Raw genomic sequence first — 21,863 nt, 5'->3', positions numbered from 1 at the left:
GCAAAATTGTTTCACAAGAAATATAGGCTGTTTCACAAAGAAAAATGAAGTTTTTATAAAATAAATAACCGTTTGAAATGCATTGGCAAAATAGCTTTTGCTCTGTGTATCCTAGCAGTAGCACCTGCAAAGCCAACAGAACAGCTAAAAAAATTAGATGTGCTTATTTAGTTGAAATAACAGCCCCCACCCCCACAAAACAAACCTCCATATCCATAAAGAAAAATCCCTACTTCGTAAAGTCGTGCTGTAAAGTATGCCAAAGATTTTGGAAATTGTACCAATCGTACCAAACCTCCACTCCGAATATGATGCACGGTTTACAAATTCCTAATCAAGCCAATAAATTATGGATTGCTTCCGATGACATTGTTGCGTTACGAAGTGTGCGAAACTATACCGAAATCATCCATACCAACGGCAAAAAGTTCTTATTCTCAAGAACCCTAAAAATTGTCGCCCAACGACTTGCGGCGAGCGAACAATTTTTTAGGGTCAGTCGGGGAAGCTTTATCAATTTAAACGAAGTTTCGCATTATTGCCAAATCGACTTTTCGTTAGAAATACACTTGTCTAACGGAGACGTAGAGGTCGTTTCGCGCCGCCGACAAATGGATTTTCTTACGGCATTTACGAAAGTCAATAAGGCAAGCTAGGCCAAACTAAGGGCCAAAATTTCGCCCACCACCTGAGGCGTAATATCGGCATGCTCGCCAAAGTTCATGCCCCGGGCTTCAAAACGTTGTACCACTTCGCTGACGGTACTGGTTGGGATGTCATACGAACTAGCTTTGGTAGGAATCCCCAACGACTCGTAAAAATCGGCCGTTTTTTGGATGGCGCCCGCCACTACTTCCTCATCAGTGCCCGTTAGTTGCCACACCCTACGTCCGTATTGTAGCAATTTCTCGTGCTTACTATCTTTCTTAATTTCCAACAAATGAGGCAACACTACCGCCAACGTACGAGCATGGTCGATGCCGTGCAAGGCCGTGAGTTCGTGGCCGATTTGGTGCGTAGCCCAGTCGGTAGGAACGCCTGCGGCCAATAAGCCATTCAAGGCCATGGTCGCTGCCCACATGATGTTGGCTGCGGCATCATAATCAGTAGGGTTGGCCAACATTTTAGGGCCTTCGTCGATGAGGGTGAGCAATACCGCTTCTGACATCCGATCTTGCATTTCGGCCCGCACGGGGTAGGTCATGTATTGCTCCATAACGTGCGTAAACGCATCGGCAATGCCGTTGGCGATTTGGCGTGGTGGCAAAGAAAAAGTGGTTTCGGGGTCAAGCACCGAAAACTGAGGATAGACCAACGGATTACCCATGCCTTTTTTCTCCTGCGTTTCTTGGCGACTAATCACCGCGTAATAGTTCATTTCTGAGCCAGTTGCAGGCAGCGTCAGTACGGCTCCGATGGGAAGAGCTTTGGTGAATTTGGCACGGTTGGCTACGATTTGCCACGGGTCTGTTCCCTCAAAAGGAATGGCGGCGGCCATAAATTTGGTGCCGTCTAGCACCGAACCTCCACCTACGGAAAGCAAGAAATCAATGCCTTCTCGACGGGCAATCTCAACGCCTTTCATGAGGGTTTCGTAGGTCGGATTGGCTTCGATACCGCCAAATTCTACCACTGTGTATCCACTGAGGGCAGCTTTTACTTGGTCATATACCCCGTTTTTGAAGATACTTCCGCCGCCGTAGGTAAGCATCACTTTGGCTTGCGTAGGGATTTGTTTTGGAAGTTGGGCTATTTGTCCTTTCCCGAACAGGACGCGCACGGGATTATGGTATTGAAAATTGTTCATATAACAGAAAATTTATTCGACATGGCCTTATGTCTTTCTCTTCTAACTATGGGTTTCCTACTTTAGTTTCCAACATTTTTTGTATTATTACACCTGCAAAACCTGCTGCAACCCTATGAAAATCCTAGTTGTTGACGACGAACACGACATAAAAACCCTTTTTGAACAACGCTTTCGGCGCGAAATCCGAAGCGGCGCACTGAACTTCAACTTCGCGTATTCGGGGGAAGAAGCCCTCGACTTTCTCAAAGACCATTTGTCGGAAGTTGTGCTCATTTTGTCGGATATTAACATGCCAGGAATGAGCGGTATCGAGCTTCTCAAAAAAATTCGTAGTACACATCCGATGTCGCCACCGACGATTATGATGATTACTGCTTACAACGACGAAGAAAACTACAACCAAGCGAAGCAGTTTGGAGCCGATGATTTTTTAAATAAACCAATAGATTTTTCCAGTCTGAAACAAAAACTCTTCGAATCGTTATGACAAAAGCCAAAATGCTCGTCGTGGACGACGAAAGCGATTTGGAATTGCTTATTAAACAGAAATTTAGGCGCAAAATTCGGGAGGGTTCCTACGAGTTTCATTTCGCTCCCAACGGCGCCGAAGCCATAGAAGTGATTCAAAAAGAGTCAAATATCGACTTGGTGTTGAGCGACATAAACATGCCTGTGATGGATGGATTGACGCTGTTGAGCAAAGTCAACGAATTGAGCCCGCTCATCAAAGTGGTGATGGTATCGGCCTATAGCGACATGGACAATATTCGTACGGCCATGAATCGCGGGGCGTTTGATTTTGTCTGTAAACCTGTCAATTTTGACGATTTGGAAGTAACCGTCGAAAAAACGCTTCAACACGTAAAGCACCTGCGCGATACCTTACAGGCCATCAAGGAGAACAATATCCTTAGGATGTATGTCGATGAAAACGTGCTGAATTTTATGAATCGGCAGGAGTTTGAGTCTTCGCTGATGGCCAACGAACTTGTGGAGGCTACTGTCATGTTTATCGACATCTGCGGATTTACAGCCATCACCGAAAACGTGGACGCAGATACGGTGGTGAAGCTCATCAATAAATATTTTGACGTGATGGTGAAAGAAATCATTGCGCAAGGTGGGCACGTTGACAAGTTTATGGGTGACGCTGTAATGGCGGTTTTTCGAGGGGAATATCACCTTGATCATGCCGTTGAGGCAGCCTTGGCGGTTCGTGCCCATATCGAGGAAATCGAAGAAAACTTGTTGAATCACAGTACCTTTATGCCGCGCGTGGCGATTGGTATTAATTCTGGCGAAATGATTTCGGGCAATATTGGCTCGGTGTCTTTGCGCCGTTTGGATTATACGGTTATTGGCGACACCGTCAACGTAGCCCAACGTTTTCAGTCGGCGGCCAAGCCAGGTCAAATTGTGATTGGCCAAAGTGCGTACGACAACATCAAAGAATCATTTCAATGCAAGCCTATTGGCGAAGTAACGCTTAAAAACAAGGCAAATCCATTGATGATTTATGAAGTAATTGCGTAGGACTTTAGTAACCTTCCCGAAAGTTTTGAATTTTCGGGAAGGTCTTTATCTCAACGGCTTCAACAGGTGCTCCAACCCATTGACCTTGATTTCATACAAGGTAGAAAGCAACATCCCTAATTTTCCCGCAGGAAAACCTTTGGCATGAAACCAGACCAAGTAAGGCTCAGGCAAATCGCAAAGCGTTACTCCTTTGTATTTCCCGAAAGGCATTTTCATTTCTACTAATTCTTGGAGCAAATTGGGGTTAAAACCTTCCATTTAATAAATCTTGAATTAAAAATTAAGCGGGGTTTTGAAAAACCCCTTGTACAGATGTGGCGTCGGGTTTTGAGAAACCCTCTTCACGTTTTGAGAAACCCCTTGTACGGATGTAGCGTCGGGTTTTGAGAAACCCTCCTCACGGCTGTCCAGGGTGATACGTTCGTTCGGCGTGTTTGAGGACGTCCTCTTTGTAGAATAGAACTTCTTTGAATTTTCCTTGGGTGTACATTTCGGCTTGGTCGCTGAAGTGTTTTGAGGCAGGGTCGCCGCTGTTTCCTCCCGCTAAGAGCGATTTTGCTTTGATGCGTGGCCCAAACTCAACGGCACAGATAAAACTGTTGCCACTGACGCCGTAGCGTTTGTTGGTACCTGCGTAGGGGCGGCTGTTGTACGATGGCAACATTCCCCACAACGCCGAGGCATACTTGACAGGATAGCTAGGCTGGGCGTCGTCGTGTTTGGATTGAATATCATTGGTAAGGCGCTGAAAACGATTGACTTCTCCCCAAGGCATTTGCCATTTTCCAAACTTTGTTTTCAATTCGGCCAATGTAGCGAGTAGGGGAGTGGTAAGTTGAGTCAAGGTAGCGTTAGCGGCAAAAAGTTTGGTATTTTCCACTTGGTCGCGCTCACCTTGGTCGATGTACAAACGCGTGATCGTGGGTGTCAATTTTTGCGCCCATTCAATGGCGATGGTGGTCGCTACTGAGTTTTCGGAGACGTGGTAGTCCCATTTTTTCAGCAATTGCACCGCTTCGGCCAGCGAAGTATAGAGAGAATCGCTGGGTTTTACATTTTTCTCAAACGATGTTACCAACGCAGGAACCAATACCTCAAAGGCCGATAAATAGGTGTCGTAGCCAGCCTCAATGACTTTGTCCAGTGTGTACCCTTTTTGGTTACTCAATACCCGAACTGCGTTGATTCCTCGGAAGTTTTCTCCGTCGGGCGCCATGTACGGTGGGTAGTTTTCTCGTTTAGGACTTGCTGGGCCTGAGACAGTAAAAGGCGTCGAATTGCAGTTCTGAATCCAGCCGTTGGTGGGGTTGTAAATGTGTACGGTTTCGTTCACGGGGTGCAATCCTTTCCATTCGGTAGCGGGGGTCGTTCCGTCCATGAGTTTAGACCAATTCAAGGCGTTGTCACGGATAGGTACATAGTTGCCGTGCCAGTAGGCGATGTTGCCTTTGTTGTCGGCAAAAACGGTGTTGTTAGACGTATTTCCTTTCAACTCCATTGTTTTTTTGTATTCTTCAAACCCTTTGGCTTTGGTGCGTTGCCAACTTTGCACAAGACTGGTCATGGAACGGTTAAACGAGCGCAAACTCACCCATTTTCCTTCGCGTTTGGCCATAACGGGGCCGTGGTGGGTAAAATAGGTGGTGAATGTTTTTGATTTTAATTCGTTGTTGTCTAAATACTTAATAGTGATTTTCTTTTCCGCAACGGGTTTGAGTTGCTGATTGTATTCGTAAAAAAACGCGTCCCCTTTCTTGGTTACCTTTTCGGCATAAATATCAGCTACGTCCACGTTACAAGAAGTGTGCATCCAACCGCAATATTTGTTAAACCCTTGATAAACAAAGAACTGTCCCCAAGTAACGGCACCGTAAGCGTGAAGCCCTTCGTCGCTTACAACTTGTACCTCGGGACGAAAATAAAATGTTACGTGGGGATTAATGTACAAAATGGCGTTGCCCGAGGCCGTGATAGATGGGCCAAAAGCAAACCCATTTGAACCCGTTTGGTGTTCGGGGTCTTTGGGGGGAGCGATGGCCGCCGTGACCTCGCCCGAGTAAAAGTTTTTTAACTCTGCCACGCTCAAATCGGCCGTACTGATGGCCCCAATGCTACCGTCGGTCCAAAGTAGCTGGTACCAAGGCTCAAAACGTTGAAGAAGGGCGGGCTTGGTTTGAGGGTGTTTGTACAAATAATAATTAATGCCATCGGCGTAAGCTTGAAGCAATTTTTTGAGCCACGGTTCAGCTTTTTTGTAATCCGAAATGGCTTCGGTAGTATCTATCAAGAGTTTGATTTGGAGGTCGTTGTACAGTGCCGATTCGCCTTTAAGCTCCGCTGTTCGGCCTAGTTTTTCTATGTAGTTCATTTCTACCCGCTTAAAATCATCTTCGCACTGGGCGTAGAGCAATCCGAAAACAGCATCGGCGTCGGATTTTCCGTAAATGTGCGGAATCCCCCAATTATCGCGAACGATGGTCACGCGCTTGGCTTGCTGCTCATAACGGGCTATCTCGGCTTTCGTAAAACGTTGCGCGAAGAGTGAAAGAGGTAAGCAGAAAAGTAAAAGTAAGTATTTCATAAGGGTTATTAAAAGGAGTTTGTGGATGAAATCAGGTGCGGAATCCCGCATATTTTGTAGTTTTAGCAAACTTATCAATTCCTCTTTCAAGCACAAAAAGAAATCACAAATCGTTTTGCTCATGTCTTCACATCCTTATCCATTCCAAGGTCTTACCGATGCCCAAGTCGAGCAATCGCGGCGGGAAAATGGTACGAATGCCCTTCAAGATACTTCCAATAGTGCTTGGTGGGAAGCCCTCAAAGAAACTGTTACCGAGCCGATGTTTATTTTGCTGGTAGCTTGTACCGTCATCTATTTTTCGCTCAATGAACTCTCCGAAGGTTTTTTTATGCTGGGGGCGATTTTGGTGGTGTCGGCGATTTCGTTTTACCAAGATTCGCGCAGTAAAAAAGCCCTAGAAGCCCTCAAATCATACACCCAGGCTTCTACGACGGTTATCCGAAACAATGAGGTAGTAGAGCTTCCTTCGGGTGAGATTGTGGTCGGAGACGTGGTAGTGGTATCGGAGGGTGAACTCATTCCTGCGGATGGTACGTTGCTCCAAATTCACGATTTTTCGGTCAATGAGTCCATCCTGACGGGCGAAGCTTTTGCGGTCCACAAAGAACTTCAAAATGCCGAAAATAATCAGGTGTTTCAGGGGGCATTGGTGCAGTCGGGGCAAGGGGTGTTTGAAACAACAGCCGTGGGGCAACACACTCGTTTGGGAAAAATCGGCACTTCTTTGGCAACGATTGAAACCGAAAAAACACCTTTACAGCTTCAAATCGACCAGTTTGTAAAACGGATGGCGGCAGTTGGGGCGGTTATTTTTGTATTGATTTGGGGGATTAACTATTTCCAATCACGCGATATTTTAGGCAGTTTGCTCAAAGGTTTGACCATTGCAATGTCAGTGTTACCCGAAGAAATTCCCGTGGCCTTCGCTACGTTTATGGCGCTTGGGGCTTGGCGGCTCATGCAGCAAGGTATTATCGTGAAGCAGACCCAAACCGTGGAAGCATTGGGCTCGGCCACAGTGATTTGTACCGATAAAACGGGAACAATTACCGAAAATAAAATGGCATTGCATCGTTTGTATGTCAACGAAAGTGGGGCTGTTTTGGGTGAAAATCAGTGGCAAAATGCACCTGCTCGCCGACTGATTGAAGTGGCCATGTGGGCTAGTGAGCCCGCGCCCTTTGACCCCATGGAAAAAGCTTTACACGAAGCTTACCGCCAATCGACGGAAAAAGATGAGCGCTCGGAGTTTCGGTTGGTACACGAATATCCACTTTCTGGTAAGCCGCCGATGATGACCCATGTCTTTGAAAATCAGCCTGGAAAACGAATTATTGCTTGCAAAGGAGCGCCCGAAGCACTCCTGCGTCATTCTACGTTGAGCGACGAAGAAAAAGAAAAAGTACACCGTCAAGTCGCAGCTTTTGCCGCCGATGGACTGCGGATGCTCGGGGTAGGCGTGTCTTCTTTTGAAGGCAAAACGTTTCCCGAAAACCAACAAGAGTTGGCGTTTGAGTTTTTAGGGTTAGTTGGTTTTTACGACCCGCCAAAACATAATATCGCCAAGGTGTTTAAGCAGTTCTACGACGCAGGCATTCAGCTAAAAATCATTACGGGAGACAATTCCCTGACGACGGAGGCCATCGCCAAACAGGCGCATTTCAGGAGTTCGTCCCCACCATTGACGGGAGAGGAGTTGCTACGCCTTTCTCCCGAAGACGCCGAGAAGAAAATCGCAGCAACGACGCTATTTACCCGTATGTTTCCTGAAGCAAAGTTGAAGATTATCAATACGTTGAAAGCCCAACAGCAGGTAGTGGGAATGACGGGCGATGGAGTAAACGATGGCCCTGCCCTCAAAGCGGCTCACATCGGAATTGCGATGGGAAAACGGGGCTCGGAGATTGCCAAACAAGCCTCTTCGCTGATTCTGGTGGACGATGATTTTGGTAAAATGGTGGATGCTGTAGCGGCAGGGCGAAAAATTTATAATAACCTTAAAAAAGCCATTCAATACATTATTTCCATTCACATTCCCATTATTCTAACCGTGGCGCTGCCGCTGTTGCTAGGTTGGGTGTATCCCGCCATTTTTACACCCGTTCACGTCATCTTTTTGGAACTAATCATGGGGCCGACTTGCTCGATTGTTTATGAAAATGAACCGCTCGAAAAACGCAGTATGCACCAACCTCCCCGCCCGATGACGACCACGTTTTTGAACCTTCGTGAGTTGTCGATTAGCATTGTACAAGGGCTGATGATTACGGCTGGAACTTTGTTTATCTACCAATATTCAGTTCGACAGGGGTATTCTGAAGACCAAACTCGGACGATGGTGTTTACCACGCTAGTGATTGCAAACATCTTTTTGACGCTCGCCAATCGGTCTTTTTATGACTCAGTGATTGAGAGTTTTAAGTATAAAAATAACTTATTGCTGGGCGTGATTGGGATAACTATCGTGCTTTTGGCGGGGCTGGTGTATGTTCCAATTTTAGCAAATTTTTTCAGGCTTACTCCGCTGTATTTGAGTCAGTTATATTTTGTTGGCTTGGTAAGTTTGATCAGTGTCGGCTGGTTTGAAGGCTTTAAATGGGGAAAGAGAAAACGATTTTGGTAAGGAAGAAAAAAAGGAGTAAAATATACCTTTATATGTTGAAGTGATACATATTTGGTTGATAATGAGAATATATTTACTTTCGTTTGTTCAACTCACGGCTTGAACTTTCTCTAACTTTACCAATTAACCTCAGCTAATTTACCTGTATGAAAAACATTTTCCGAATGCTGCTTCCGTTAGCAGTTATCAGCTCCTTTTTTGCCTTTACTTCCGTGGTCGATAAGACCTATTATTGGGAGCAATATAACATCGAAATCACGGTTCCGCGCGATTTTAAAATTGTAAAAAATACCAGCAACGAGTTTGAAATGAAAGGCGATGGCATGGAATTGTTCATGTACATCTGGAACCAGAAAAAACTTGCGGTAGAAGACATGGACGAAGCGACGGTTGAGCTTGCCAAAGAGCTCAAGTTACAAGAAGTGGATGAAGAAGAAGCGTTCAAAAACGGCGACTTTGCGGGCTATTACGTAGAAGGATTTAAAGATGGTGACCGAGTAATGCTGGCGGGAGTGGTCGATCTCAAAAGCCGCACCAACTTTTTTATCGTAATCACGTTTGACGACAAAGACGAAGAAGCCGAAAAAGAAGCGCTTAAAATTCTTGAAAACATCGACCATAAAGACTAGCCGATGAATCATTAGTCAAGCCGTAGAAACAAAAAAGCCGCTTCGCGAACGGAGCGGCTTTTGCATATTGGTGTCAAAATGTAATGTCGTTGCCCGACTACTCGCCGTGCATCCAGGCTTTTTTCGCAAGAAGCGTTTCGTCCTCTTCTTCGTTGTCAGGGTCTGGAATACAGCAATCAACAGGACATACAGCGGCGCATTGTGGTTCTTCGTGGAAACCTACGCATTCTGTACACTTATCGGTTACGATATAGTAAAACTCGTCTGAAACAGGTTTTTGCTTTACTTTTGCACTGACAACGGTTCCGTCGCCGTAGTCGATTTCTTCAAGGGCAGTTCCTCCCGCGAAGGTCCATTCTACACCTCCTTCGTATATTGCAGTATTCGGACATTCTGGCTCACATGCACCACAGTTGATGCATTCGTCAGTAATCATGATAGCCATATTGCAGAGTATCGTTTAGTTTTGGGATATTTGCATTCGCAATTAAAAAACAAATTTACTTATTTAAAGTTTCGGTTGGGGTACAAAAAATATATTTCTTATTTTATTTGTACTTTTCCTATAAATAGTTCAATGAATAATCTCGAAAAACGCATAGCTCCGTTTGTTTCCTTAGGAAAATTACTCAAAACAAACGCCATTGAAGAAATCACGTACCGTGCTCATTCACAAAACCACTGGTTTACGCCTGAGTTTGTGACAGAATCGCTGCGGTCTATTGCTTCGGCCTATTTGGAAGAAGAGACACTTCGGCAGTGGTTGCAGTCGTATTCCGCTTTGGCCATGTCGGAAGAAGTGACGCCGCAAAAAATCGGGGTTGTGATGGCAGGAAATATTCCCGCCGTGGGTTTTCACGATATGTTGTGCGTTCTGTTGAGTGGACATCATTTACTGGCCAAACTCAGTGCCGACGATCGCGTGTTGATGTTGTTTTTGATGCAACAATTGAAGGAAATCGACCCTACTTTGGCAGAACGTATCACCGTAGCCGAACGCCTCAACGACGCCGACGCTTTTATTGCCACGGGTAGCGATAACACCGCCCGTTATTTTGAATATTATTTTTCAAAGAAACCCCACATCATTCGCCGCAATCGGACGTCGGTGGGCGTGCTCAATGGTACCGAAACGACCGAAGAACTCGATGCTTTTGGGCGGGATGTGCTTCAGTATTTTGGGCTTGGTTGTCGCAATGTTTCCAAGGTCTATGTACCAGAGGGTTATCGGTTTGATACTTTCTACGAAACCATTGAACCCAAGGCAAGTACGTACATCAATCACCACAAGTACTTCAATAATTATGAGTATAACAAATCGGTGTATTTGGTGAACCGTGAGCCGCATTTCGACAATGGATTCTTGATGATGCGAAAATCGGAGTCGTTGGTTTCGCCGATTTCGGTATTGTTTTATGAAACATATACTTCGGCAGAAGAGCTTGCCGCGAATCTTGCCACTCAATCCGAAAAAATTCAGTGCATTGTTTCGCAAAATGGTTGGTTTCCCAACAGCCTACCGTTGGGACAAGCCCAAGCCCCAACGCTTTCGGACTATGCCGATGGCGTGGACACCATGGCATTTTTAACAAGCCTGTAACTGAACTGATGACTGAGGCTTCGCACCGCTATTTTGTGCTCAACAAGCCCTATAATATGCTTTCGCAGTTTATAGGGCCTGCTGACGCGCGCAAGCTGGACGAGTTGGCGTTTGATTTTCCCATAGGAACACACCCGATTGGGCGGCTCGATGGCATTTCGGAAGGGTTATTGCTGCTCACAACCAACAAAAAAGTAACCAGATTGCTCTTCCAAGGCGAAACCACCCACAAGCGTAGCTACTTAGTGCAGGTCTATAAAGTGGTGAGTCCAGAAAACCTTCAACGCCTCCGCGAGGGAGTTGCGATTCGCATTCGCGGTACCGAAGAACTGTATGTCACAGCCCCCTGCGAAGTAGAAATCGTTGAGAAACCGACCAATTTGTTTCAAAGTGGCTACGAGTTTGACGAGCGAATCCCGCATACTTGGCTCCTCATCACAATGACCGAAGGGAAGTTTCGCCAAATACGAAAAATGGTATCGGCCATCAATCACCGTTGCCAGCGTCTGATTCGGCTCTCCATCGAAAATCTGTCGTTGGAAGATTTACAACCTGGACAAGTTCGGGAGATTGAGGAAGAAACGTTTTTTCGCCAACTTAAGATTGATAATTGGCGGTAAGAGCACACACCCTTCTAATCTACGTTTGACATGAGAAAAACGCTTGTTTTATTATGAAATGTACTGATGTTATGCTATCTTCATAAGCAGAACTAATAAAGTATATTATTATGAAATTGTTTTTTACTATTCTTTTGTTTATTCCTATAGCGTTAAGCCTTAACGCTCAAGTTATAACCCCAAATACTATAAGCTTTCCCAAAAAATCATACGAAGAAATTAATCAATTTACATCACCAACGAGAGGGGATGCTATTTTTGACACGACGTTTAATGTTTTACGGGTATATAATGGGATAAAATGGATGGCATTAGGTGTTGATGAAAAAAATCCAGTAATGGCTGCTTGGAGGGGAGGAGGGCTTTTTTCTGACATTGGTGAAGATATTGTTGTTGATAAAAACAATAATATCTATGTCGTAGGGATTTTTAATCTGACCGCTATTTTTGATTCTTTATCAATTGTAGCACCAGATACTTCTGCTCTTTTCTTGGCAAAATATAGTAAGACAGGTAAAATTTTGTGGGTAAAACAGGTTGCTTCAAATACAGGGATTGGAGCAAATGTGAGCCGTTTATGTTTAAGTTCTACAGGTGAATTACTCATAGCGGGCGTTTTCAGGGATAGCGTAAATTTTGGAATAGAAACGCTTTCCGCTTCAACTGGTAAAGCAGAAGGTTTTGTGGCTAAGTTTTCATCCGAAGGCTTGCCCTTGTGGGTAAGAAGAATAAATAGCACCAATTCATTGTTGATTTATGACCTTGGGTTGGACAGGAACGATAATTTATATGTTGTTGGTACTTTTTTTGATTCTGCTACTTTTGAAAATACTACTTTGACTTCAGTCGGAAGTAGTGATTTTTTTTTAGCTTCATATACTTCAGAAGGAGCATTTCGTTGGGTTCGTCAGGGCGGTAGTGAAGGAAACAATTTTGACTCTTGTAGAGGTGTTGCTATCAGTTCACAGAATCAAATCTATATTACTGGAACTTTCGTAGGAAAATTCAGTATTGGGAATAAAATTTTAGAAACACTTGGAAATCAAAATATGTACTTAGCTCGTTATTCTTCTAACGGAGATTTTGTGTCTGTTTTTCAGGCACATGGTAATGTGAATAACTTGCGAGGAAATGTTGAAGGTGTTAGAGTTATTGCTACTAATCGAGACGATATTTATGTAGCAGGGCGTTTTCAAGCTACTGCGGCTTTGGGGGACTATAAATTAATAGGTAATCTAAACACATATCAAGTTTTTTTGGCCCGATTCTCAGAAACAAATGTCGTTGCGGCTTTTGAAACACAAGGAGATTTTCTAGGTGGTGTTTCGCTTACTGCTGATGATGATGGAGCGGTGTATTTGGCTGGTGGGTTTATAGGAAATGCAATCATAAAATCATTCGTACCTAAAATAATCTCTTCTGCAGGAGGTTTCGACTTTTTTGTGGCTAAATATGCTAATAATTATCCTGCTGAATGGGTTATAAGTGGAGGAGGAAAAAATAGTGATGTAATTAGCAATATGGCCATTGGTCAAAATAAAAATATATATCTTACAGGACAATATGTTGGTGAATCTATAATAGGCAATACTAGGCTCAAAAATGCCAACTCACTGACCGATATGTTTTTTATACGTTTAGTCCAGCCTTAACTTGTTACAGGTTGAACACATTAAAATATAGAGTGTCTATTGATTGCTCCAGAGGAGCTACCTCTCAGTAGAAAAATGAATCAAATCCCCATCGGGCGGCCGGTGTTCGATGAAAGATGTCACCCCGATGGGGCTTTGGGATGGCCTTTGCCCTTTTTTTTCTACTAAGATTTAGCCTCGCTGAGGCTACTTTTTTTAATGCGTTCAACCTGAACTTGTTATTTATCTGAGGTAGTGTCAGTCTAAATTTTTATATTACTACTCAAAAAAATAGGCAAATAGGATAATTTATTTCCGCTTCCCCACTAGCCGAAACCGCTATTTCAGAGGTATTTGTAGAGATGATGTTGCTTTTAAGAGCACGCACCCTTCTAATCTACGTCTGACATGAGAAAAACGCTTGTTGCGAGCTGGTTTTTACTGGTTTGTTTGTTTCAATGGGGTATTGCCCAAGTTCCAGGAAGTAAAGTCGCTTACAGCCCAGCGTCTTCGGGTTTGTACATTGGCTCGCCGAGTATTTGCCGACTTGCTAACGGAGATTACCTAGCCTCGCACGACCTGTTTGGCCCCCAATCCAAAGAATTTGAAAGCCCCGTTTCGTGCATTTATCGCTCTACCGACAAAGGCAAAACTTGGACTCAAATTTCAACCATCAACGGTCAGTTTTGGTCAAAACTTTTTGTACATCAAGGAAACCTCTATTTTTTAGGAACAAGTAAACATCACGGAAATACCATCATTCGAAAATCGCTCGACAATGGCCAAACTTGGACTACCCCAACCGACGGCGACAACGGGTTATTGTTGGCAGGAGAGTATCACTGCGCTCCTGTTCCGCTGATTGAACACAACGGGCGCTTGTGGCGCGCTATGGAGGACGCCATGGGGTCGATTAAAAAATGGGGAAAACGCTATGGCGCGTTCATGATGTCGATGCCGTTGGATGCCGACCCAATGAAAGCTTCGAGCTGGAGCCACAGCAATGTCCTGCGCTATGATTCGACGCTTTTGGGCGGGAATTTTGGAGGGTGGATAGAGGGAAATGCCGTCGTGACGCCGCAAGGCGAGTTGCTGGATATTTTACGCGTTGACGATAAAAGCACCTTGGAAGAGAAGGCTGCTTTTGTCCACATCAGTGCCGATGGAAAAAATGCGACGTTTGACCCTGCCAAAGACTTTGTCAACTTCCCAGGTGGAAGTAAAAAATTCACGATTCGTTTTGACCCAAAATCCAAGCGCTACTGGACACTTGCCAATTATATTCCTCAAGAAATCAAAGAGGCAAACCCCAAACGAAACCCTGCCAGTATCCGCAATACCCAAGCACTTTTTAGTTCGGAAGACCTGATTCACTGGAGATTACACAAAGTAGTTCTTCAACATCCAGATGTCCTGAAACACGGCTTTCAGTACGTGGACTGGCTTTTTGAGGGCAGACATATTGTGTTTTTGTCGCGCACGGCCTATGACGATGGCGTAGGAGGAGCGCACAACAACCACGACGCCAATTTCCTAACCTTTCACCGCATTAAAAAATTTAGAAAAAAATGAACACCGTTACTCAACCGAGCCGATTGGCTTCGCTCGATGCCCTCCGTGGGTTTGATATGCTCATGATTTCGGGTGGAGGGGCTTTTTTGTATTTGTTAGGGGGCAAAACAGGTTTTGCGTTTATTGACGCGATTGCCGCGCAATTTCACCACCCTGACTGGAACGGCTTTACGTTTTATGACTTCATTTTTCCGCTGTTTCTCTTTATGGCGGGCGTATCTTTGGCGTTTAGCCTCAAAAGTGGTTTGGCCAAAGGCGTATCGCAAGCCGAGCTGACCAAAAAAGTCTTCAAGCGAATGTTGATTTTGTTTGTGTTGGGGATTTTGGACAAAAACGCCCCCGTTGACATTTTCGACCCTGCTCATATCCGCTACGGAACCGTCTTGGGGCGGATTGGGATTGCTACGTTTTTGGTGGCTTTGTTGTATATGCGTTTTACGTGGACACAAATGCTCTACATTGCGTTGGGAATTTTAGTGCTTTATTTTTCGGTGCTGATGCTCATTCCCGCGCCAGGTTTTCAGGCAGGCGATTTGACGTTTGAAGGGAATTTAGTGGGTTGGCTCGACCGTACTTTTATGCCTGGGCGTCTCAAACAAAAGACCTACGACGAACTTGCCATGACGACGCAGCTATCGGCCACTTGTTTGACGATTTTCGGCTGCTTGGCGGGAGATATTCTTCAAAATATGACTATTTCAGTCGCTCAAAAACTGAAACAACTGAGTCTGATGGGCGTCATTGGGGTAGTGGCGGGGTTGGCGTGGTCGCCCTTTTTTCCCATCAACAAACACTTGTGGTCGAGTTCATTTATTCTTTTAACGGGCGGAATGGCCTTTTTGATGGTGGTGCTTTTCTACTGGATTATCGACGTCAAACAATATACGGGCTGGACGTTTTTCTTCAAAGTAATTGGGATGAACTCGTTGGTGATTTACTTGGCCTGCCGTTTTATCAGTTTTGGCGAAACCTCCCGATTGCTATTTGCGGGGTTGTACGGTCACGCCCCTGAGCCGTGGCATGAGGTTTTCAATGCCTTGGGCGGTTTGCTGTTGGTGTGGTTGATGTTGTACGTCATGTACCGCCACAAGATTTTTGTGAAGGTGTAGTGGGGGGATTTTACTAAAGCCACTTAAAATGCTCTGAGAGGCGCTCTTTGTGTAATCGAGATACAGGAATGGATTGATTGTTTGTCATTATTATGTAAGAACCTTCGCCCTTGTAAAACTTTTTAATGTGGTCGAGATTAATAAGGTATTGACGATGAATGCGCAAGAAACCTCGCTCTTCTAGTAGTTCTTGAATTTCTTTGAGGGTTTTTGTCACTAAGCAGTTTTGCCCATTAGTTAAGAAAAACTTTGTATAACTATCGTCGGATTCGCAGTAGATTACATCTTTTATGCTTACAAACGTTACTCCGTTTTGATAAGGCAGCGCGATTTTATCTGTCAGTGGGCGTTGTGCATTGGCAAATTGTTTTTTTAAGTGGTCAATCTGCTCAAAAGAAGTATGTTGGAATCGTTCAATTCTTTTTACAGCATTTGTTAACTCATGAGAGTCAATGGGTTTGAGTAAATAGTCAATGGCGCTGTATTTGAATGCCTTGAGGGCAAATTTGTCATAAGCCGTGACAAAAATCAATGCAAAAGGTATGCCTTCTACGGCTTCCAATACTTGAAAACCGTTCATTTGTGGCATTTCAATGTCTAAAAAAACGAGTTCGGGGCGGTGCTCTATAATGGCAGCTACTCCTTTGATACTGCTTGTGCAAGTAGCGACTACTTCAATCTGTGGGCATTTCTGATTCAGTCGAATGTTGAGAAGTTCCACTGCGTCGGGTTCGTCGTCAATGATAATTGCTCTCATAATTAAATTGGAATTTCTACTACCACCTTTGTACCCGTGGCTTCTCCCTGTTTATTTTTCAGGTCAATGATTTGTACTTGGGTGGCCGTGTTATAAAGTTGATTAATGAGCTCGATACGTTCGGCGGTCACTTTCATGCCGAATGATTTGTTTTGAGTAGCCGATTTACTCTTAAATTCGGCGGCCTTTTCCCTCCCGACTCCATCGTCGGTGATGTCAAATCTCAACAGATGCGCATGAGGTTGGGTTACTTCAATACGGATGATTCCGCCTTCTTCTTTGTGCATAAGTCCGTGCCAGATAGCGTTTTCCACAAAAGGTTGTAAAAGCAACGGTGGAATTTGAATAGAATCCTTGTCAACGTTTTGAGCAATATTGATGAAGGCGTTTACTTTTCCTCGAAAACGCATGGCTTCCATTTCCATGTAAAGTCGAAGGGTTTCTAGCTCATTTTCGAGCGAAACTTTCTCTGAACGGGAGTTTTCCAGAACAAGGCGAATCAATCGGGAAAATTTGTTGAGGTAATCGGTAGCTTTCTCTGTATTGCTTTGTGCTGTATATAATTGGATGGAATTTAGGCAGTTGAAAATAAAGTGCGGATTCATCTGTGCCCGTAAGGCCGAGATTTCGGTAGCTTGGATTTTGTGAGTTACCTCTCTGATAATTTCATTTTTGGCTTCTAAGTCTTTGTTTTTCGTTCTTAGTTTATGGTTGTACCAAAATAAAACTAACCCCAATAGCGCACTCAAAGCTAGTCCAACTTCAAGCGTATTTCTTGTACGGCTTTCAATGAGTTTATTCTGCTGAAATTCTTTAATCTGGAGGTTATTAATAAGTTTTTCTTGCTTTGATCTATCCTCAAATGCAAGTGCTTTTTGTTTAATAGCTTGTTCTCTGAGTGCTTGTGTTTCTATCTGCCGTTCTAATTTTTCACTGACTGCCTGATCCAAAAAACGTTGCCGTTCAGCGGAAGCTTTTAATTTTTCCAGTTCATTTTGGTGATGAATTTTTAATAACTCTTGTTCTCTCTGTTCTTCTAACTGTTTATTTTTTAATTCAGCTTTTTCTAAATCAAACCTACTTTGGACTTTATACAGCTCTTCAGCATTGAACTTGGCATCAAGCGAATCACGCCATAGTATATATTGTTCAAAATGCTTTAAGCTTTCTTGCCAATTAGCCTGTTTTTGTGAAATTTGATAAAGTACGTAGTGGGCTTTCTTGAGGGCGTTTTTGGCAGCGGGAGGTTTTAAAGCTAGAGAAGCATAAGTTTGTGCCTGAGGCAAATCGTTAATTTCAAAAAAACAACTGGCTAGATTCGCTTGAGTGGCGGTTAGATTTTCTCGTTTTTTAAGGTCTAACCAAAGTGTTTCAGCTTTTTTACCATACTCAATAGCTTGCAGGTATTTACCTTGCAACTGATAAAATACGGCCAAATTATCGTAAATACCTGCATGGGAGCTTATAAAAGGTATTTTAGGCAGGTGTTCTAAAATTTTCACAAAGTAGGTATTGGCCGTTTGATACTGTTTTTTATAGGTATATAACATGGCCATGCCCTCCCAGATGGCAACTGTATAAGCATTGGTACTGGCTTTGCTCAATCCTGTTCCCAGTGCGATACGTGTTTCCGATTGATGAAAGTAAGTGAGGGATTTTTCAAATTCTTTGACACTTGAGTATAAGTCTCCTAAATTATAGCAGATTCGCCAAAGAACTTGTGGGTCGTGATCGGCATTTACAACTATTTCATAAGCTCGTAAATTAAGCCGTAAAGCTTCTTCCAAATTTAATTTTATATCTCTTTGATAATGTGCTTGCTGAAATAAACCTTTCACTTCAAATTCCGTATTCCTACAATTTTTGGCATACTCAATTGTTTTTCTTGCGTAAAAAAGACAGCTATCAGGCGCTACTTTTGACTGTCTAAAAATAGAGGATATGTAATTGTAAAGCTGTAATATACTGGTATCTTTTCGGGCCGAAGGGGGGTGCTTTTGTTGGCTATTGATCATTACTCGTGCCTTATCGAGCAAAGAATTGACGTATGATTCATCGGATGATCTATTTAGGTCAAACTGAGTCGGAACGACGTACGTTTGCCCCTCTTGTGTTCTAACAGGAGGAAACTGAGCTATACCCACCAAAGCCTTCAGAAATAAAAAGAGAATAAAAAAAGTCCTTTTATACATCATTATAGAGTTTGTATAAAAATCGCGTAAATCACTCGTATAAAGCCTCATGTACAATATTAGCTTAATGTGCTATCTCTATTCTATAATGCGCCGCCAACGGAATGGAATTTAAGGTAAATGACATGATTGAGGGGGTAAGCGGTACAAATAACACATTCGTACTCAAAAACACATTACCGTTTACTCAATCACCTACTAAATACCGCCGCTCACTTGTTCAAACCTATCACTCACAGGCTCAGAGTGAAAGCAAATAGAAGGAAAATGTAGGTTTGAGACAACAATGACAAACTTTAGTCAACCCAATGATCTAAATGAAAACCCTACAAAGCCTCTTTACTGTCGCTTTTTTGCTGATTGCTGTGGCTGCCTGCAAAGAAGATACCCCAACCCCGCCCTGTAAAGTTTCGGTCATCGATCGAGGCAACGGCAACAAACATACCTATACCTACGATGCGAATGGTAAAATCACCCAAATGGCTCGTGAGTTTGATGGAACGGGCTCGGGTACTATTTCAAAATTCGTATATACCTTTACGTACGATGCTTCTGGCCTGCTCATTAAGTCATCTATCAAGCTGGATGGGAAAGATTATAGTACCGAAACGTATAGCTATTACTACAGTCAAATCTCAAAAGTAACATATACTAATGCCGACGGCAGTAAGGGAATCAACAATCTGAAATACAACGCAGCTGGCCAAATCACCGAGTTTACCTACGAAACTGGCGACCCTAATTCGGACGGGAAACAGTATTTTGAATACAATGCCAACAACATTATGACCAAGCGCGGCTTTGCTGACTTACAGGGTAATAAGTATTTTGAAGTAATCATTAATTCCGTTGGAGTAGTAAAATCGCCAGAACAATTACTGACTAAGAACGGCTTGCCCTTTGATGTGTTGTCGGGCTTTTCGTGGCAGGTTGCCGAGGGTAATATAGGCACAACCTATGAGTCATTTTTTGCTGACCAAGACGGTAAATTGGTTTCCGACGGCAAAGAGAAAATCACGGACGTAAAGACCAACTCGCAGGGTTATCTTATTGAAAATGCTACGATTGATGCTGCCAACAAGATTAGTAATCAGCGAATTACGCTGATGGATTGCAACTGAACAATATTTTTTTAAACTGTAAAATCACCCAGAAACAAATGAAAGCAAATTTTCACTTGCGCACAATTATGCCCTATTTATTCCTCATTGGGCTTATTTCAGTCTGGTCTTGCAAGGAAAAAGCGACCCCAACGCCTACGACGAAAAGCTCCGCCAAATTCATTACCCAATTTACATTCGGGACGCTCACTCCAGCAGTAGAGGCTTCCGTAAGTGGTACTGCCATTGCGGCCACTGTACCAGCAGGGACGGATATTACTAAGCTTGTGCCTACCATTACGCTCTCAGATAAAGCTACGGTTTCGCCCGCATCGGGTGCAGTGCAGGATTTTTCAAAATCCGTGACCTACACCGTCACGGCCGAGGATGGAAGTACGCAGGCATATACGGTGAATGTGACAGTAGCGAAACCCGTCAATAACGGGACAGTTTACATCGGTAGCATGGATGGTAATCTATATGCTGTAGATGCGTTGACTGGAGTAAAAAAATGGCAGTTTGCTACGGGCGATGCTGTTCTTGGAACCCCGACCGTGGTGAATGGTGTGGTATTTTTTGCAAGTTGGGATAAAAAACTCTATGCCCTTGATGCCGAAACTGGGGCAAAAAAATGGGAATCAAATCCCGCAACGGTTGCGCTGTTGCAACCTTTCGCTGCGCCAATGGTGAGTAATGGAATGCTGTACTATGGCGGTGAACATTTTTTATACGCGCTTGATGCCGCCACAGGAGCCAAGAAATGGGAATTTCGCAACGATGAGGTATATCCTTGGCAAGCCTCACCTACTGTAGTGAACGGCATCGTTTATGCCAGCATTCGGGGTAGTTCGGGCGGGAAATCAGGGCTTCATGCGCTGGATGCCGCAACAGGAACGCTGAAATGGCATCAACCTGGTATTGGAATTTCGGAGTCGTCACCTGCGGTGGCGGAAGGGCTTTTGTATGCAGGTTCGGAATTTAATGGTTTCATGGCTTTTGATGCCCAGACTGGATCCGTCAAATGGACATTTGCCAGTGGCTTGATTACGAACTCATCTCCCACTGTTGCCAATGGGACTGTATATGTGGGTGCGAGCGCATTGACCCACACTAACAATGATAAACTATACGCCATAGATGCCAAAACGGGAGTTAAGAAGTGGGAGTTTAATACCCTTGATGGTGGCCCCGATTACTCATCACCTATTGTAGCCAGCGGTATGGTCTATATCGGTGCTGGAAGCACGCTTTACGCCGTTGATGCGGCGTCGGGGGTTAAAAAATGGGAAGCTAAACCTGAAGCCAATAACTTGATTGTTTCTGGGCCAGTTGTTGCAATGGGACTGGTTTACCAAGGGATTGGCAAAAAACTCTATGCCTTTGATGCTGCCACTGGGGCAAAAAAGTGGGAATATGAAACTGGCCGCGCCATTAGCCATTCTTCTCCATGTGTAGTAAGCAAAGACGGTACAGAGTATCAAGCAGGGATTAGCGGGATGGTACAGTAAAATCACCATTCCATTTTTTCTGCTATCTAAACGAAGAGGAGACTGTTGAAAAGACTGCGCAACAGAGAGTTTTTTTAAAATTTCATTCATAAACAATCGCGGCGGCGTCACGTATGTAAGACTATGAAAATGTTAAACAAATTTCGGACAGGATTACCCTATTTATCAATCTGTATAAAAATATTTCTAACGGTCAGTCTTTTTTACACAAATAGTTCGCCATTGATGGCACAAGCCTCAAACCAAATTCGGCGAGGAGGTAATCTCCCTGTTGGAGAAAGCATTTGGTCATTGGATCGCCGTTATCAATTAACGATGCAAAAAGACGGCAACTTAGTACTGTATCGCAATACTGAGGGAAAGGTAAAACCAATTTGGGCTACGGGTACCAATGGGAAAGCTGTCGAAAAGTGTGTTTTTCAAACGGATGGTAACTGGGTACTCTATAGCTATTCAAATAGACCACTCTGGGCGTCAGGTACCAACAACAAAAACGCAACCTACGTACAGCTTCAAAACGACGGGAATCTCGTCATTTACAACTTTTTTGACAAAGCAGTTTGGGCAAGCGGGACATCGGAGAAGAATTGAC

Annotated in this window: 19 protein-coding genes; 13 read left to right on the top strand and 6 right to left on the bottom strand. The window is 43.9% G+C overall.

Going from position 1 to position 21,863, the window contains the following annotated elements:
• The first annotated feature begins 308 nt into the window (after nt 1-308).
• Nucleotides 309-656, top strand: a complete 348-nt coding sequence (locus K339_RS37430; protein ID WP_037298839.1) for a LytTR family DNA-binding domain-containing protein — start codon at nt 309-311, stop codon at nt 654-656.
• Here K339_RS37430 and K339_RS0101515 read toward each other — a convergent pair.
• Nucleotides 653-1,807 (bottom strand): iron-containing alcohol dehydrogenase, encoded by a 1,155-nt coding sequence (locus tag K339_RS0101515; protein ID WP_028522021.1) that lies wholly within the window; start codon nt 1,805-1,807, stop codon nt 653-655. The genes K339_RS37430 and K339_RS0101515 overlap by 4 nt on opposite strands.
• A gap of 115 nt (nt 1,808-1,922) precedes the next feature.
• Here K339_RS0101515 and K339_RS0101510 point away from each other — a divergent pair, with 115 nt between their 5' ends.
• Together K339_RS0101510 and K339_RS0101505 are read left to right on the top strand one after the other, a co-directional pair.
• The gene (locus tag K339_RS0101510; protein WP_028522020.1) at nt 1,923-2,297 is read left to right on the top strand and encodes a response regulator; all 375 of its coding nucleotides are present in this window, start codon (nt 1,923-1,925) and stop codon (nt 2,295-2,297) included.
• Nucleotides 2,294-3,343 carry an adenylate/guanylate cyclase domain-containing protein gene (locus tag K339_RS0101505; protein ID WP_037298836.1) on the top strand — a complete coding sequence of 350 codons (1,050 nt, stop codon included), beginning with the start codon at nt 2,294-2,296 and terminating at the stop codon, nt 3,341-3,343. The genes K339_RS0101510 and K339_RS0101505 overlap by 4 nt, the downstream gene beginning before the upstream one ends.
• Nucleotides 3,344-3,388: 45 nt before the next feature.
• Here K339_RS0101505 and K339_RS0101500 read toward each other — a convergent pair whose 3' ends face one another.
• Both K339_RS0101500 and K339_RS0101495 read right to left on the bottom strand, forming a co-directional pair.
• The gene (locus tag K339_RS0101500) at nt 3,389-3,604 is read right to left on the bottom strand and encodes a DUF3820 family protein (RefSeq protein ID WP_028522018.1); all 216 of its coding nucleotides are present in this window, start codon (nt 3,602-3,604) and stop codon (nt 3,389-3,391) included.
• Between the two features lie 139 nt (nt 3,605-3,743).
• Complete coding sequence (locus tag K339_RS0101495; protein WP_028522017.1) at nt 3,744-5,927, bottom strand: penicillin acylase family protein; 2,184 nt, start codon at nt 5,925-5,927, stop codon at nt 3,744-3,746.
• Between the two features lie 121 nt (nt 5,928-6,048).
• Between K339_RS0101495 and K339_RS0101490 the strand changes: the two genes are divergently transcribed.
• On the top strand, nt 6,049-8,553 hold the full coding sequence (locus K339_RS0101490) for a cation-translocating P-type ATPase (protein ID WP_028522016.1): 2,505 nt from the start codon (nt 6,049-6,051) through the stop codon (nt 8,551-8,553).
• A gap of 146 nt (nt 8,554-8,699) precedes the next feature.
• Entirely contained in the window at nt 8,700-9,182 is a 483-nt protein-coding gene (locus K339_RS0101485) for a hypothetical protein (RefSeq protein ID WP_028522015.1), read from the top strand.
• 97 nt (nt 9,183-9,279) lie between these two features.
• Here K339_RS0101485 and K339_RS0101480 read toward each other — a convergent pair whose 3' ends face one another.
• The gene (locus K339_RS0101480) at nt 9,280-9,627 is read right to left on the bottom strand and encodes a 4Fe-4S dicluster domain-containing protein (RefSeq protein ID WP_028522014.1); all 348 of its coding nucleotides are present in this window, start codon (nt 9,625-9,627) and stop codon (nt 9,280-9,282) included.
• A 132-nt stretch (nt 9,628-9,759) separates the two neighbouring features.
• On the opposite strand from K339_RS0101480, the gene K339_RS0101475 reads away from it, so the two are divergent.
• From K339_RS0101475 to K339_RS0101455, 5 genes are all read left to right on the top strand, one after another.
• Nucleotides 9,760-10,782 carry an acyl-CoA reductase gene (locus K339_RS0101475; protein WP_028522013.1) on the top strand — a complete coding sequence of 341 codons (1,023 nt, stop codon included), beginning with the start codon at nt 9,760-9,762 and terminating at the stop codon, nt 10,780-10,782.
• Nucleotides 10,783-10,790: 8 nt separating this feature from the next.
• Nucleotides 10,791-11,402: a pseudouridine synthase gene (locus K339_RS0101470; protein ID WP_028522012.1), complete on the top strand. Its 612-nt coding sequence runs from the start codon at nt 10,791-10,793 to the stop codon at nt 11,400-11,402.
• Nucleotides 11,403-11,512: 110 nt separating this feature from the next.
• On the top strand, nt 11,513-13,054 hold the full coding sequence (locus K339_RS0101465; RefSeq protein ID WP_028522011.1) for an NHL repeat-containing protein: 1,542 nt from the start codon (nt 11,513-11,515) through the stop codon (nt 13,052-13,054).
• 387 nt (nt 13,055-13,441) lie between these two features.
• Complete coding sequence (locus K339_RS0101460) at nt 13,442-14,605, top strand: sialidase family protein (protein ID WP_028522010.1); 1,164 nt, start codon at nt 13,442-13,444, stop codon at nt 14,603-14,605.
• Nucleotides 14,602-15,714 (top strand): acyltransferase family protein, encoded by a 1,113-nt coding sequence (locus K339_RS0101455; protein ID WP_028522009.1) that lies wholly within the window; start codon nt 14,602-14,604, stop codon nt 15,712-15,714. Before K339_RS0101460 ends, K339_RS0101455 begins: the two co-directional genes overlap by 4 nt.
• 13 nt (nt 15,715-15,727) lie before the next feature.
• Here the strand turns inward: K339_RS0101455 and K339_RS0101450 are convergent, their stop codons facing one another.
• A complete protein-coding gene (locus K339_RS0101450; RefSeq protein WP_028522008.1) occupies nt 15,728-16,471 on the bottom strand; it encodes a LytR/AlgR family response regulator transcription factor in 744 nt (247 codons plus the stop codon).
• 2 nt (nt 16,472-16,473) lie between these two features.
• On the bottom strand, nt 16,474-18,714 hold the full coding sequence (locus K339_RS35665) for a tetratricopeptide repeat-containing sensor histidine kinase (protein WP_084332071.1): 2,241 nt from the start codon (nt 18,712-18,714) through the stop codon (nt 16,474-16,476).
• Between the two features lie 266 nt (nt 18,715-18,980).
• On the opposite strand from K339_RS35665, the gene K339_RS0101440 reads away from it, so the two are divergent.
• The 3 genes from K339_RS0101440 to K339_RS32300 all read left to right on the top strand — a co-directional run bounded on the left by K339_RS0101440 (nt 18,981) and on the right by K339_RS32300 (nt 21,862).
• The gene (locus K339_RS0101440; RefSeq protein ID WP_028522007.1) at nt 18,981-19,784 is read left to right on the top strand and encodes a DUF4595 domain-containing protein; all 804 of its coding nucleotides are present in this window, start codon (nt 18,981-18,983) and stop codon (nt 19,782-19,784) included.
• Between the two features lie 38 nt (nt 19,785-19,822).
• A complete protein-coding gene (locus tag K339_RS32305; RefSeq protein ID WP_051397728.1) occupies nt 19,823-21,271 on the top strand; it encodes an outer membrane protein assembly factor BamB family protein in 1,449 nt (482 codons plus the stop codon).
• Nucleotides 21,272-21,496: 225 nt separating this feature from the next.
• On the top strand, nt 21,497-21,862 hold the full coding sequence (locus K339_RS32300; protein ID WP_037298828.1) for a hypothetical protein: 366 nt from the start codon (nt 21,497-21,499) through the stop codon (nt 21,860-21,862).
• The last annotated feature ends 1 nt before the right edge of the window (nt 21,863 follow it).

This window comes from Runella limosa DSM 17973 (assembly GCF_000482465.1).
GTDB classification, from domain to species: Bacteria; Bacteroidota; Bacteroidia; order Cytophagales; family Spirosomataceae; genus Runella; species Runella limosa.
Note: the sequence above shows the minus strand (reverse complement) of the source record. Positions and strands in the feature narration are given on the sequence as shown.

Excerpts from the sequence above, each read along its gene's own strand:
- K339_RS37430 (WP_037298839.1), top strand. The coding sequence starts at position 309 with ATGATGCACGGTTTACAAATTCCTAATCAAGCCAATAAATTATGGATT.
- K339_RS0101515 (WP_028522021.1), bottom strand. The coding sequence starts at position 1,807 with ATGAACAATTTTCAATACCATAATCCCGTGCGCGTCCTGTTCGGGAAA.
- K339_RS0101510 (WP_028522020.1), top strand. The coding sequence starts at position 1,923 with ATGAAAATCCTAGTTGTTGACGACGAACACGACATAAAAACCCTTTTT.
- K339_RS0101505 (WP_037298836.1), top strand. The coding sequence starts at position 2,294 with ATGACAAAAGCCAAAATGCTCGTCGTGGACGACGAAAGCGATTTGGAA.
- K339_RS0101500 (WP_028522018.1), bottom strand. The coding sequence starts at position 3,604 with ATGGAAGGTTTTAACCCCAATTTGCTCCAAGAATTAGTAGAAATGAAA.
- K339_RS0101495 (WP_028522017.1), bottom strand. The coding sequence starts at position 5,927 with ATGAAATACTTACTTTTACTTTTCTGCTTACCTCTTTCACTCTTCGCG.
- K339_RS0101490 (WP_028522016.1), top strand. The coding sequence starts at position 6,049 with ATGTCTTCACATCCTTATCCATTCCAAGGTCTTACCGATGCCCAAGTC.
- K339_RS0101485 (WP_028522015.1), top strand. The coding sequence starts at position 8,700 with ATGAAAAACATTTTCCGAATGCTGCTTCCGTTAGCAGTTATCAGCTCC.
- K339_RS0101480 (WP_028522014.1), bottom strand. The coding sequence starts at position 9,627 with ATGGCTATCATGATTACTGACGAATGCATCAACTGTGGTGCATGTGAG.
- K339_RS0101475 (WP_028522013.1), top strand. The coding sequence starts at position 9,760 with ATGAATAATCTCGAAAAACGCATAGCTCCGTTTGTTTCCTTAGGAAAA.
- K339_RS0101470 (WP_028522012.1), top strand. The coding sequence starts at position 10,791 with ATGACTGAGGCTTCGCACCGCTATTTTGTGCTCAACAAGCCCTATAAT.
- K339_RS0101465 (WP_028522011.1), top strand. The coding sequence starts at position 11,513 with ATGAAATTGTTTTTTACTATTCTTTTGTTTATTCCTATAGCGTTAAGC.
- K339_RS0101460 (WP_028522010.1), top strand. The coding sequence starts at position 13,442 with ATGAGAAAAACGCTTGTTGCGAGCTGGTTTTTACTGGTTTGTTTGTTT.
- K339_RS0101455 (WP_028522009.1), top strand. The coding sequence starts at position 14,602 with ATGAACACCGTTACTCAACCGAGCCGATTGGCTTCGCTCGATGCCCTC.
- K339_RS0101450 (WP_028522008.1), bottom strand. The coding sequence starts at position 16,471 with ATGAGAGCAATTATCATTGACGACGAACCCGACGCAGTGGAACTTCTC.
- K339_RS35665 (WP_084332071.1), bottom strand. The coding sequence starts at position 18,714 with ATGAGGCTTTATACGAGTGATTTACGCGATTTTTATACAAACTCTATA.
- K339_RS0101440 (WP_028522007.1), top strand. The coding sequence starts at position 18,981 with ATGAAAACCCTACAAAGCCTCTTTACTGTCGCTTTTTTGCTGATTGCT.
- K339_RS32305 (WP_051397728.1), top strand. The coding sequence starts at position 19,823 with ATGAAAGCAAATTTTCACTTGCGCACAATTATGCCCTATTTATTCCTC.
- K339_RS32300 (WP_037298828.1), top strand. The coding sequence starts at position 21,497 with ATGGCACAAGCCTCAAACCAAATTCGGCGAGGAGGTAATCTCCCTGTT.